Here is a 13289-nt window from a genome sequence, read left to right on the forward strand (position 1 = left end):
GGGCCTGTTTCCGACGAAACGCCACCCCCTTCGCGGGGTGTGGAGTTGTCCACAGAGGTGGATTTCTCCACAGAACGTCAAGCCTCACTGGTTCACGACCCCGAAGGCATGGGAGGCTCTGTTCATTGCGAGCCTGAAGTCGAGGAGAGTGAATCCTTGCGGTCCGACGCCAACATCGCGGGACCGATGACCGATCCGGTCCCCGGTCCCCGTACCGAATCGATGGGGGCGGATGTTTCACGTGAAACACCGCCTCCGATGGACGACACTCCCATCGGTCGTGCTGCCCAACTGGCAGTGGAGGCTCTGGGGCGTGCCGGTGAGGGCCTGCCACGGCCTGAGCAGACACGCGTCATCGTGGTCGCCAACCAGAAGGGGGGCGTCGGCAAGACGACGACCACGGTCAACCTTGCGGCGTCGCTGGCTCTGCACGGTGCGCGTGTGCTGGTGATCGATCTCGACCCTCAGGGCAATGCGTCCACGGCCCTGGGTATCGACCACCACGCCGAAGTGCCCTCCATCTACGACGTGCTGGTGGAGAGCAAACCGCTTGCGGAGGTTGTCCAACCGGTCCCCGATGTCGAAGGGCTGTTCTGCGCTCCGGCCACCATCGATCTCGCCGGTGCGGAGATCGAGCTGGTGTCCTTGGTGGCGCGTGAGAGTCGGCTGCAGCGGGCCATCCAGGCCTACGAGCAGCCGCTGGACTACATCCTCATCGACTGTCCGCCCTCCCTCGGCCTGCTCACGGTCAACGCCCTGGTGGCCGGCCAGGAGGTTTTGATCCCGATCCAGTGCGAGTACTACGCACTGGAAGGGCTGGGCCAGTTGCTCCGCAATGTCGACCTGGTACGGGGACACCTTAATCCCGCCCTGCATGTATCGACGATCCTGCTCACCATGTATGACGGCCGTACGCGACTCGCGTCGCAGGTCGCGGACGAGGTGCGCACCCACTTCGGAGACGAGGTCCTGCGGACGAGTATCCCTCGCTCCGTCCGGATCTCGGAGGCGCCGAGCTATGGCCAGACGGTACTGACCTACGATCCTGGATCGAGTGGTGCCCTCTCCTACTTCGAGGCGGCACGGGAGATTGCGCTGAGAGGTGTCGGGGTCAGCTACGACGCATCGCAGGCGCACATCGGCGCACAGCAGAATGATCCGAGCATGGTGGAGGGCGTTCAGTGAGTGATCGACGGAGGGGGCTGGGCCGGGGTCTCGGTGCATTGATCCCTGGCCCCGCAGAGAAGACGGTTCCGCCGGCCGCGGTGGGAGGTGCCGCCTCCACGTCGCCCGGATCGGTTCCGGTGCTGTCGAACGAGCGTGGGGTCGCGGCGGCGAAGGTGGCCACGCTGCCGCCTGTTCCACGTGAAACGGAGGAGCACTCGGAGGCGGGCTCTGCGGTCGTGCCCGCGCCGCCCATGGGCGCCTACTTCGCTGAGATCCCTCTCGACGCCATCACGCCGAACCCTCGGCAGCCGCGTGAGGTCTTCGACGAAGACGCACTGTCCGAGCTGATCACCTCCATCAAGGAGGTCGGCCTCCTCCAGCCGGTCGTGGTACGCCAGGTCGAGCCTGGGCGGTATGAGCTCATCATGGGCGAACGCCGGTGGCGGGCGTGCCACGAGGCGGGTCTCGAGGCCATCCCGGCGATCGTGCGGGCCACGGACGACGAGAAGCTTCTCCTGGACGCGCTGTTGGAGAACCTGCACCGTGCTCAGCTGAATCCGCTGGAAGAGGCTGCCGCCTATGACCAGTTGCTGAAGGACTTCAACTGCACGCACGACCAGCTGGCGGACCGCATCGGCCGGTCCCGCCCCCAGGTGTCCAACACACTGCGTCTGCTGAAGCTCTCGCCCACGGTTCAGCGCCGGGTTGCCGCCGGTGTGCTGTCCGCCGGACACGCACGCGCACTGCTGTCCGTCGAGGACTCCGAGGAGCAGGACCGGCTGGCCCACCGGATCGTGGCCGAGGGCCTCTCGGTGCGGGCCGTCGAGGAGATCGTGACCCTGATGGGGTCGCGGCCGCAGAAGGCCCAGCGTTCCAGAGGGCCGCGTGCCGGGGCTCTCGTGTCGCCGGCCCTGACGGGCTTGGCGACGCGCCTCTCGGATCGGTTCGAGACCCGGGTGAAGGTCGACCTGGGGCAGAAGAAGGGCAAGATCACCGTCGAGTTCGCCTCCATGGAAGACCTGGAGCGCATCCTCGGCACCCTTGCCCCGGGGGAAGGTCCCGTACTGCAGAGGAGTCTGGTGGAGGACGACTCCGCGGAGACCGAGTCCTGAGCCGTCGGCTGTGCCGGCCGAGCCGATCAGTCGCGCAGGGTGGACCGTGTCCGGTGTGCTACCGGGGACACGGTCCACCCTTTGCTTTTCGCCGGTATCGATGGAATCTCTTCATGGATACGATGCGTGGGGACAGGGCGCATCCACCCGGCAGTACCTCTCAGAGCAAGGCAGGAGCCATGCGAATGATGAGCCGTACCGGCTGGTGAGCGCGGGGCTGGGGGTGGGCGCCGTCAGCGGCTTCATCGGGAGCCTGCTCAGGGAACGGAGTGCTCTGACAGCCGCCTGTGAGGCAGCGCGCGAAGGAAGCGAGGAACAGCCTTTATGGGCCGTCGGCTCGTACCGCTCACGCTGGACAACCTTCAGGATCTCCCCCAGCGTTGCCGTTCGTGCGTCTTCTGGGAGCGGGATCCCGTCAGCGGCGAGGCGGCGGTAAAGGCCGGAACGTCCGTGCTCGAGAAGGAGTCGTGGCTCTCTGCGGTCCTCCTGGACTGGGGATCCTGTGGCCGAGTCGTCTACGTTGACGATGCCCCTGTGGGTTTCGTCCTCTACGCTCCGCCCGCCTATGTGGCTCGGTCCACGGCTTTTCCCACAAGCCCGGTGGCGCCTGACGCCGTGCAGCTGATCACCGCGTTCATCCTGCCCAGCCATCAGGGGCAGGGACTGGGCCGGGTGATGGTGCAGACGGTGGCCAAGGACCTGCTCCGCCGAGGCTTCAAGGCGATCGAGGCCTTCGGTGACGCCCGCTGGAAGGAACCTGCCTGCGTCCTGCCCGCAGACCATCTGCTGGCTGTGGGCTTCAAGACCGTCCGGCCACACCCCACGTACCCCCGGCTGAGGCTGGAGTTGAGGACGGCGCTCTCCTGGAAGGAAGACGTGGAAATGGCGTTGGACCGACTGCTCGGAGCCGTGCAGAAGGAGCCGGCCCTACGGCCGCTCTGACGGGCGACCTGTGCTGTCCCTTCATGGACTTCATGCGAATGGGCCGGCCCTGAGGGCCGGCCCATTCGTGTTTCACGTGAAACACGCACCGCCGGAGAGGCGGTCTGCCCTTAGTCGGCGATGAAGTCCTCGAGGTCGCGAACGATCGCGGCCTTCGGCTTCGCACCGACGATGGTCCTGGCGACCTCGCCGCCCTGGTAGACGTTCAGGGTCGGAATGGACATGACGCCGTACTTGGCGGCCGTACCCGGGTTCTCGTCGATGTTCAGCTTGACGACCTCGATCTTGTCCCCGTACTCGGAGGCGATCGCCTCGAGGGACGGAGCGATCTGACGGCAGGGGCCGCACCAGGCGGCCCAGAAGTCCACCAGAACAGGCTTGTCGCTCTTGAGGACATCCTGCTCGAAGGAATCGTCGGTCACGTTCTTCAGGGTGCCTGCCACTGCGGGCTCCTTAACTGGTTGATGCACGGGGCGGGTGAGAGTCAGACAGCGGTCTTCTCGGGCTCGGGCTTCTCCCCGTCCGCGAGTGCCGCGAGGAAGCGCTCGGAGTCAAGGGCCGCGGAGCAGCCCGTACCGGCCGCGGTGATCGCCTGACGGTAGGTGTGGTCGACCACGTCACCGGCCGCGAAGACACCGGTGATGTTGGTGCGGGTCGAGGGTGCGTCGACCTTCAGGTAGCCCTCCTCGTCCAGCTCCAGCTGGCCCTTGAAGAGCTCGGTGCGCGGGTCGTGACCGATCGCGATGAACAGCCCGGTCACCGCCAGGTCGGAGAGCTCGCCCGTCTTCACGTTGCGCAGCTTCAGACCCGAGAGCTTCTGGTCACCCTGGACCTCGGCGACCTCGCTGTCCCAGATGAACGAGATCTTCGGGTCGGCGAAGGCACGCTCCTGCATCGCCTTGGAGGCACGGAGCGTGTCACGACGGTGGACGATCGTCACGGACTTGGCGAAGCGGGAGAGGAAGGTGGCCTCCTCCATCGCGGTGTCGCCACCACCGATCACGGCGATGTCCTGGTCCTTGAAGAAGAAGCCGTCACAGGTGGCGCACCACGAGACTCCCCGGCCGGAGAGGGCGTCCTCGTTCGGCAGGCCCAGCTTGCGGTGCTGCGAGCCGGTGGTGACGATGACGGCCTTCGCCTGGTGGACGGTGCCGGCCGTGTCCGTCACCTTCTTGATCTCCCCTGTCAGATCGACGGAGACCACGTCGTCCGGGACGAGCTCGGCACCGAAGCGCTCCGCCTGGGCGCGCATGTTGTCCATCAGCTCGGGGCCCATGATGCCGTCCCGGAAACCGGGGAAGTTCTCGACATCGGTGGTGTTCATCAGCGCACCGCCGGCGGTGACGGCGCCCTCGAACACCAAGGGCTTCAGCGACGCACGGGCGGTGTAGAGCGCCGCCGTGTAGCCGGCGGGCCCTGAGCCGATGATGATCACGTTACGGACGTCGCTCACGGCTGGATTCCTCGTCTCTGGTCTGCTTCGTTCGACCGGGGAAGCTTCTCTCGGGACTCTCATCCCACCCAACGGATCCTAAGGGGCGCGCATTCCCGCTGTGTCCACGCACACGCGCTGAGCCCGTGATGGCAGAGAAGGCATGCACTGGAGGGGGATCCCACGCGGGCGGATACCAAGCGCGGATCGTCAGCGTGTGTAGGAATGCTTCAGCAGTATCTCTGCCGCTGTGGCCGAGGGCTGACTCCCTACACACGTCGTTTCGACGACGTAAGCGGTGACACGGGTCTCGTCCGATGTATCGGGAAGCACGACGAGCAGTGCTTGCTTCCCTTTGTATATGCCCTGCTCGGTGGCGAGAGCGGGGTCGTTGCGCCCGATGCCTTCGCGGATGCACTCCGGGACCATGGGCTGTTTGAGAACCTTCAGTTTCGCGGCGCCGCCGGACTCCGATTCCAGTCCGAAGGTCTGCGGAGATCCGGAGCCCTTCCGATGGCCCTGCCCTTGGCTCCGCGCCAGGAGATCGGTGACCTGCTTCTCCAGTTCGTCTTCGGAGAAGGTGTCCGCCGCGGTCGCCCGGTCCCCCGTTTCGGACCCTGTGTCGTTGTTCAGGGACGACAGCACTGCAGAACCGAGACCCAGGGCGGCTACGGCGAAGACGGTCCCCAGGACGGCGACCCGTCGGCGCCCAGCCCGCAAGCGCCCCTTACGCCCCGGCCCTGTCGTGGAGGGATGGGAGTGCCCGGCCGGTCGGTCAGCAGGCACCGATGTTTCACGTGAAACATGCGGTTGGTCGTCGCCTGGCGATGAAGACGCGGTGACGAGATTTTCCTCGGCAGCCCCGGGTGCCGTGGCGTGCAGCAGGGCTTCCGCGGCGAGCGCCGCGTCGATACGTCCCGCGACCTCGGCGGGCATAGGGGCAGGACCCGGTACCGTGCCCAGGAGATCCCGGATCTGCTCGAGTGAGGCCTGGACGTCCGCGCAGAGGGCGCACGCATCCAGATGCCGGCGTACGTCAGCGCTTCGGGCCGAAGGGAGGAGCCCTTCGGTGAGGTCGGAGATCTCCGCGACGTCCGGGTGTTCCGCCATGTCCTTCGCCGACGTCACGCTCGCCCACCTCCGCCCTTCGATGCAGCCGGGTCAATCGTTCCAGTGTCCGACGGGTCCGGCTGTCGGTGACCCGCTGCGGGTGGGACGGACGTCACCTGGGTCCGGTTCCGTGCCGCGCCCCTCGCGTCCTCACCGCTGCCGTCCGGCCGCAGGTGCGTGAGCAGGGGCAGGAGTCTGGCTCTGCCACGAGCACACCGGCTCTTCACCGTGCCGGTGGGCACATCGAGGATCCGGGCGGCTTCGGCGACCGGATAGCCCTGCATGTCCACGAGGACCAGTGCGGCCCGCTGATCGGGCGGAAGCGTACCCATCGCGTCGATGACCTGGCGATGCAGATCATTCCGCTCCGCGGGCGCCGAGGCGGACTCGTGTGGCTCCAGCAACTGCTCCAGGCGCTCCGTGTCGTCGACCGGTGCGGTCTTCCGGGAGGCCGCCTTGCGGGCACGGTCCAGGCAGGCGTTCACCGTGATCCGGTGCAGCCACGTCGTGACGGCGGACTGGCCGCGGAAGGTGTGGGCGGCCCGGTAGGCGGAGACCAGGGCGTCCTGGACGGCGTCAGCGGCTTCCTCACGATCGCCCAGTGTCCGCAGAGCCACGGCCCAGAGCCGGTTCCGGTGCCGCCGTACGAGCTCACCGAAGGCGTCCGCGTCGCCGTCCACGTGACGAGTGAGGAGTTCCCGGTCACTCGTCCCTTCATCGGCGCCGTCCGCCATTGGCCCTCCTCCCCTTGTCGCAGAAGGCTTAGCTGCTCACCTTGACGTCCACGACACGGCCACGGAAGTTGCCGTCACTGGTCTGCGGCAGTTCTGTCAGCCATACCAGAAGGTACCGGGACTCGACCGACTTCTGAGGCTTGAGTGTCACCGTGGAACCGGACCCCTCGGCGAGCTTGGAGAAACCGTCGAAGGAGGTGGGCTGCGTGTCGCCGGAAGCGGCGCGCAACTCGACCGACGTGTCTCCGACGAAGGTGACGGTGACCTTCCCCACCTGCTGGACCTTGCCGAGGTCGAGGATCACTCCGACGCCCGACTTCAGCCGGCCGAAGTCCGAGCTCAGGTAGTAGTCCGTCTGCCAGTACGTGTCGGGCGCGTTGTCGTACACCTTGCCCACGTCACCCGGCTTCTCGGAGCCGTCGCTGCCGAACGGGTCGAAGTCCTGTGCGTCCTGAATCCCTATCGGCTTGCTGACCGGCCTCTTGGGACTCTTGTCGTCGCCGTCCGTCGTCTGGGTCTTATTGGTCTCGTCCGCCTTGCCGCCCTGTTCCATGAGGGCATCCGCCAACTGCCAACTGCCCAGGCCCAGTGCCGCGATCAGCAGCGCCGAGACGGCCCACTTCAGGGCCTTGCCCGTGCGGCTCTGGAGCGGGGGAGGCGGGACCGGTGCCTGCTGGGTGACACCGGGGTGCGGCGCGGGACGGCCGTAGGTGCCCTGCTGGTACGTGGTGCGCTGGTAGTCGGGCGGGGTGGTGAACGCGGGCTCCGGCGGACGGATCCGGGGCATCTCGCCGATCGCCTTCACCAACTCCTCCGGGGTGGTGCATGGCGACTCGTGGCGCGAGGCGGTCGCGCCGTCGTTGGCGAGCGCGCGCATCGCCAGCTCGGACAGGCCACGGTGGACACCGGCCCGTACCTGGTCGGGCGGGATCAGCCCGATGTCCTTCGGCAGGCCGGACATGCCGTAGGCGTCGCTCTCGTAGGGCCAGCGCTGGGTGAGCGCCGCGTAGAGCAGGGCACCGATGGACTCGGTGTCGGTCCGCTGCGGGGTGTCGGAGCTGGCACCGCGCAGCGCCGCGTTGACGGCGAGACCGCGGATGCGCCACTGGCCGGTCGAGGTGCGCAGGACGGCATTGGGGTTCAGACGCAGATGGGCGAGGCCCTCGCGGTGTGCCGCGGCCATGGCGGCCGAGACCTGACTGACCATCTGGTAGGCGTCGTACACCTCCAGCGGTCCCGCCGCCAGGAGCGCGGTCAGCTCGGTGGCATCGGGAAGCCACTCGTGCACGACGTAGACGACGTCGTTCTCCTCGACGGCATCCAGTACCTGAACGAAACGGGGGTCGCCCAGCAGGGCGGAGGACCGGGCCGCGGCCAGCACGGACCGGGCACGTGAGTGATCGGCGGGCAGGATGTGCACGCCCACGGCGCGGCGGAGCTTCTCGTCCACGGCACGCCAACTGCTGAATCCGTCCAGTCGGGTGACGCACTCCTCGAGGCGGTAGCGTCTGGCGAGTTTGTGGCCGCTGTGCAGTTCGGGCGGCGAGATCTTCCCGGAACCGTCGGCCCCGGCGTTCTCCTGTGCCTCGTCGCTGTCCGTGTCCCGCTCCCGGTTCTTGGCCACCCCGTCGGCCGTGGACTGGTCCGCCTGTGCGGTCAGCGGCTGCTCGCCGCTGTTGTCTGCCACGTCGACGGCAGCTGTGCTCCGTTCCGCCACCGTCGTTCCCTGCCTCCCCATCCATAGCGCCATAGGCCGACGTCCGTCGCGCGCCGGCCGGCGCCGAGACCAATTGTGCCCACAGTCCGCCGCTATGCACGACACACGGGGGCGGGTGATGGTTGTGCGCCTACCCCCTGCCTCAGCGTCCCAGGCGTCCGCGCACCATACCGACCAGCGAGTTGACTTCTTCGATCCGCATCCGCCGGGCCGCCACGTAGAAGGTCCCGAGCAGAACCGCCCCACCGCCCAGCAGCGCGGCGAACGAGCCCACGACCCCCTGGCCCAGCGCCTGGCTGATGCCGTAGCAGGCCGCTCCGCTGACCAGTGCGGCGGGAACGGAGGCGATGCACAGCCGGGCGTAGGTCCGCAGCACCCGGGCGCCGTCCAGGTCCCCGCCCAGCCGGTCGCGCAGCCGGCGCCAGGCGACGCCGACACCGATTACGTACGCCAGACCGTAGGAGGCGGCCATGCCGACCACGGCCCAGCGGGCAGGGAGTACGAGGAAGCAGACCGCCGACGCGATCGCGTTGCCCGCGGCCACGATGACCGTGTTGTAGAAGGGGGTTCGGGTGTCCTCGTACGCGTAGAAGGCCCGCAGGACGACGTACTGCACGGAGTAGGGGATCAGGCCGAGGCCGAAGGCCATCAGCATGTAGCCCATGTTGGTGGCCGCGCCGGTACCTGAGGAGCCGAACATCAGCGTGCACATCGGGATGCCGAGTGCCACGAAGCCGAAGGCGATCGGCACGATCGCGACGGCCGTCGTGCGTAGGCCCTGGGAGATGTCGTCGCGGACGGCACCAGCGTCGTCGTCGGCCGCCGAGCGCGAGATACGGGGCAGGAGCGCGGCCATCAGGGAGACGGTGATGATGGCCTGGGGCAGGCCCCAGATCAGCTGGGCGTTGGCGTAGGAAGTGATACCCGTGCCGGCGATCTTCGTCTCGACAAAGGATGCCGTGGCCAGCTGGGTGACGACCAGCGCGCCCGCCTGGTTGGCGAGGACGAACAGGATGGTCCACTTGGCGAGCATCGCCGCCTTGCCGAGACCATGTCCCTTCCAGTCGAACCGCGGGCGGATCCGGAAGCCGGTCTCGCGCAGGTACGGGATCATCGCCAGTGCCTGGACGACGAGTCCGAGCAGCACGCCGACGCCGAGCAGCCGCACACCTTCCGGCGGGATGTTGGTGACCTTCATCTGGGAGTCCCCGGCGGTGCCGTAGACCCAGATGAAGGTGCCCAGGGTGACGATGATGACGATGTTGTTGAGAACGGGGGTCCACATCATCGCGCCGAACCGGCCGCGCGCGTTGAGGATCTGACCCATCACCACGTGGACGCCCATGAAGAAGATCGAGGGCAGGAAGAAGCGGGTGAAGGTGACGGCCACCTCGTTGGCCGCGGGGTCGCTCGCGACGGGGTTCGACAGCGCGCGCACCAGCAGAGGGGCGGCCAGCCAGGCCAGGGCGGTGAGCGCGGCCAGGGCCACCATCACCAGCGTCAGCAGGCGGTTGGCATACGCCTCGCCGCCGTCCTCGTCGTCCTTCATCGCCCGGACCAGCTGCGGTACGAAGACGGAGTTGAGGCCACCGCCGACGGTCAGGATGTAGATCATGGTCGGCAGCTGGTACGCGATCTGGAAGGAGTCACCCAGGAGAGCGAGACCGAGCGCCGAGACGATCATCGCGGACCGGATGAAGCCCGTGAGGCGTGACACCATCGTGCCCGCCGCCATCACGGCGCTCGACTTCAGCAGTCCCCCGGCCCGGCCGCCTTTCTTCGGTGCGGGGGCGGAAACGGGTTCCGGGACCGGTGCCTCGGCGGCGGGAGGCGGAGTGGCACCGGCGTAGTGGCCGGGTGCCGGGGTCGAGGGGCCCGGCACAGGCGCGGACGCGTAGTGCTGCGCGCCGTTCACCGGCGGGGGCCCGGTGGGTCCATCGCCGTGCCGGGGATGGCCACCGCCCTGCTGCTGGTCCGGAAAGGCACCGCCCTGCTGCTGATCACGGAAGAGATGAGCGAAGGCGTCCGGTTCGTGGCGCTGGTCCCTGGCCTGGCCGACCAGGTCGTCCACGCCCACGAACTGGGTCGTGTGCGGGTCGTCGCCGTAGGGCAGGTACTGCGTCGGGCCGTCCGGCTCCGGTGCCGGGGGCCGGGCCCACACCCGGGGATCGGGAGTGTACGGGGACTGCGGTGGCTGCCCGTACAGCGGCTGCTGAGGTGGGTAGGCGCCCGGAGGGGGCGGCGGGTGCGCGGCACGGTCGTAGAGCGCTTCCGCGACCGGGTCCTGGGCGGCGATGTCCCGCGCCTGGTAGGGATCCTGGGCGTAGGCGTCCTGGAGGTACGGGTCCGCGGCTGGCTGCGGTACCTGGTCGTGCCCGGGCGGCGGACCCTCGGGGGGGTCCGACTCGGGATGGCCCGAGTTGCCCGCGGCATGGCCGCGGTCACCGTCGTACGGCGCGTTCATGGTTACCCCACCTCATCGTCCCGGGCCGACCGGCCACGACATCCTCAACGGTCCACTCTCTCACCCGTGCCGGACGGGTCGGCGTTCTCCGGTGCGGTGTCCGGTGCCGGGTCACTCGGCTGCTCGGGGTCGTCCTCCCGCGAGCCCGTCGCGGGCTCCTGGGAGAGACGTGTCCGGGAGGCTCCGGGGTTCTGCGGGTCGTCGGCGTTCTCATCCGTCTGGCGTTCCTGCTCCTCGGCCTCGCGGGCCGCGGCGCGCTTGCGCTGGGTGTACATCCTGAAGCCGGCGAGGACGAGTAGCAGTACACCACCTCCGATGACCAGCATCACCGTGGCGGTGATCTCGGTGACCTTCACGTCGAACGTGACGGGGGAGCCGTACTTGTCGCCGTCCTGCGTGTACAACTGGGCGATCACCGTCGCCCTGCCGTTGGCATTGGCGGACGTGGTGAACTTCACCGACTGGCTGTGCCCGCCGGAGACGGTGACGGGCTGCTCCTCGTAGGCGGCCCCGCCGATCTCCAGACGGGTGGGGTTGGTCGAGGTGAGCCGGAGTACCAGATGCTCGACGCCCTGCACCAGATTGTTCTGGACCGTCACGGGGATCGTGGCACTGCGGCCGGAGAGTTTGGTCTCCGACTTCTCGATCAGCCTCACCTGGCTGATCAGCCCGTCCAGATAGGACTCGACGCCGCTCCGGTAGATCGCGGCCTCGGACTGCCGGCCCCGCCAGGACACGGACATGCCCCGGTTCAGGGCGCGTCCGAACGGGGTCACCACGCGGGACTGGGCGGAGAGGATCACCTTGAACCTGTTGAGCTTGGCCTGGGTCCTGGCGATCTGCTCGAACGTCGACTTCGGGAGCTCCTGCTTGCGCAGGGAGGACGGGTACGACGAGGCCCGGGGGACCTCGGTGGCGGCGGCGGGGTCCGGTTCCGCCCCGGCGGCGGCTGTGAGGGCCTGGGGCTCGGACCAGGTGGCGTCTTGGAGGATCTCGATGGCCTCGGCCATCGCCCGGGCCTGACTCGCGGACGGTGTGCGCTGCGGTGCGACGACGACGCTGCGCTGCCGGTCCGTCTGGAGGCCGAGGGTCAGGCTCTGGGCCAGGAACCGTTGCACCGCGAGCGTCGATGTCGAGGCCTTGGTCATGTCGCCCTGGAACGACGTGGACAGTCGTGCGTCCGCGACGACGGCCGTGGTGCCGCCGCCGATGGGGCGGGGCGCGGAGGTCGTGTACGTCAGGCCGGTCTCCTCGAAGGTGTCGCTGCGAGCGATCACCTTGTCGGCCCCGGCGGATGTGGCGACCCGGACGACGGAGGGGTCGATGGCGCCGTTGACGGGCCAGGCGAAGTCCGTGGTGGGCGTCACGTGGAGGATCGACTCCACGGTGTCGGAGGCGACATCGGTGGCCTCCTTGAGATGGCTCAGCGATCCGGTGACCGACGTCCCGTTGTGAGCGAGGGAAGCCAGGTCGGGATCGCCGAACGGGAGCGCGACGACCTCCTTGTCCGCCACCGCCTGCTGCACCTCGGTGAGCCATCGCTTGGCGACCGACTGGTGGGTACCGACGATGGTGTCGTCACCCTCGCCGGGAATCTCGTACCGCTCGGCCATCGCCCCCACGGAAGCCAGCAGGTCCGGATCGATCACCCAGGTGACGCCGAGGTTCTTGCCCAGCGCCACCATCCGGTCCAGTCGGCCGCCCGGGGAGATCTCCTTGGCGAGCTCGTCGTCGTGGAACACCGGCGTCTGCTGTTCGTCCGAACCCGTCTGCGCCGTCATGTGCACCGTGGAGATCAGTGGCCACATGAACGTCGTCTTCGTCTTGGTGCCGGATCTCTCGGGCTTCCAGGGCAGAAACGTCCGCTGGACGCCGAGGGTCTGCTTCCAGGGCTGCTTGGCGGTCTCTCCGGAGAGGGAGACCGCCAGCTGGTAGACGCCGTCCCGTCCGAGGTCCAGCTCGTCCGCCGGTACCGAGAGGGTGAAGGGCCGCGAGACACCCGGAGTGAGCGGGGGAAGATCCTGTGCGTACTTGTCGTCGATCTCCGAGCCGACGGCACTCTGGAGGTCGTCGCTGTTCTTCGCGGCGGTGTCGATGCCCGAGCGCGTGTCCAGCAGTGGCCCCACCCGTAGGCCGACGTGGGCGTCGGTGACGGTCTGCTTGCCCTTGTTGGTCACCGTCCCGGTCACGGTCACGGTGTCGCCCTCGGCGGGCGCACCGGGAGTGAGGGAGTCGACCGACACGGAGACCGACCCCGCTTCGGTGGGGGCCTGTGCCGCGGCCGGTGCGACGGCGTCCGCGGGTGACGCGGCCGGCAACTGGAGAAGTCCCGCCAGCAGGGGCGCTCCGGCGAGCAGCGTTCCGGTGCGCCGCAGCCAGCGGCGGGCAGGTGAGGGACGTGTCCCCTGGAAGTCTGCCGCCTCGGCCACGCGCTCGCCCGTCCCTCGTCGTCGTCAGTGGTCGTCGGAAATGTGCGTCCACGCATGGTAACGAGGTGCGCTGAGAGGAAGTGCCACGGACCGGTGCGCACGTGAGGCGGACGCGGCCCTTGTCCGTGTATCGGCGGGGGTGTCCGCGCACACCAAATGGAGGAGCTTTCCGTCGTTCGGGC

General features: G+C 68.3%; 10 protein-coding genes. 3 read left to right on the plus strand and 7 right to left on the minus strand.

Annotation, left to right across the window (positions count from 1 at the left end):
* Positions 1-108: 108 nt before the first annotated feature.
* From ACIF9R_RS11550 to ACIF9R_RS11560, 3 genes are all read left to right on the plus strand, one after another.
* The gene (locus tag ACIF9R_RS11550; protein ID WP_399977914.1) at positions 109-1185 is read left to right on the plus strand and encodes a ParA family protein; all 1077 of its coding nucleotides are present in this window, start codon (positions 109-111) and stop codon (positions 1183-1185) included.
* Positions 1182-2279 carry a ParB/RepB/Spo0J family partition protein gene (locus tag ACIF9R_RS11555; RefSeq protein WP_399977622.1) on the plus strand — a complete coding sequence of 366 codons (1098 nt, stop codon included), beginning with the start codon at positions 1182-1184 and terminating at the stop codon, positions 2277-2279. The genes ACIF9R_RS11550 and ACIF9R_RS11555 overlap by 4 nt, the downstream gene beginning before the upstream one ends.
* A 324-nt stretch (positions 2280-2603) precedes the next feature.
* Entirely contained in the window at positions 2604-3221 is a 618-nt protein-coding gene (locus tag ACIF9R_RS11560) for a GNAT family N-acetyltransferase (protein ID WP_399977625.1), read from the plus strand.
* 110 nt (positions 3222-3331) lie between these two features.
* On the opposite strand, the gene trxA is transcribed toward ACIF9R_RS11560, so the two are convergent.
* The 7 genes from trxA to ACIF9R_RS11595 form a co-directional block, all read right to left on the minus strand.
* Positions 3332-3664: a thioredoxin gene (gene trxA, locus ACIF9R_RS11565; protein ID WP_399977627.1), complete on the minus strand. Its 333-nt coding sequence runs from the start codon at positions 3662-3664 to the stop codon at positions 3332-3334.
* 41 nt (positions 3665-3705) lie between these two features.
* Positions 3706-4674 (minus strand): thioredoxin-disulfide reductase, encoded by a 969-nt coding sequence (gene trxB / locus ACIF9R_RS11570; RefSeq protein ID WP_399977629.1) that lies wholly within the window; start codon positions 4672-4674, stop codon positions 3706-3708.
* Between the two features lie 189 nt (positions 4675-4863).
* The gene (locus ACIF9R_RS11575; protein ID WP_399977631.1) at positions 4864-5781 is read right to left on the minus strand and encodes an anti-sigma factor family protein; all 918 of its coding nucleotides are present in this window, start codon (positions 5779-5781) and stop codon (positions 4864-4866) included.
* Positions 5778-6497 carry an RNA polymerase sigma factor SigM gene (gene sigM, locus ACIF9R_RS11580; RefSeq protein ID WP_399977633.1) on the minus strand — a complete coding sequence of 240 codons (720 nt, stop codon included), beginning with the start codon at positions 6495-6497 and terminating at the stop codon, positions 5778-5780. The genes ACIF9R_RS11575 and sigM overlap by 4 nt, the downstream gene beginning before the upstream one ends.
* A gap of 28 nt (positions 6498-6525) precedes the next feature.
* Entirely contained in the window at positions 6526-8214 is a 1689-nt protein-coding gene (locus ACIF9R_RS11585) for a serine/threonine protein kinase (RefSeq protein ID WP_399977635.1), read from the minus strand.
* A 142-nt stretch (positions 8215-8356) separates the two neighbouring features.
* Positions 8357-10678, minus strand: coding sequence for a murein biosynthesis integral membrane protein MurJ (gene murJ / locus ACIF9R_RS11590; protein WP_399977638.1), 2322 nt, complete (start codon positions 10676-10678; stop codon positions 8357-8359).
* A gap of 44 nt (positions 10679-10722) precedes the next feature.
* A complete protein-coding gene (locus tag ACIF9R_RS11595; protein WP_399977640.1) occupies positions 10723-13107 on the minus strand; it encodes a DUF6049 family protein in 2385 nt (794 codons plus the stop codon).
* Between the last annotated feature and the right edge of the window lie 182 nt (positions 13108-13289).

The sequence above is a fragment of the Streptomyces sp. NPDC086080 genome, from assembly GCF_044540255.1.
Lineage (GTDB): Bacteria > Actinomycetota > Actinomycetes > Streptomycetales > Streptomycetaceae > Streptomyces.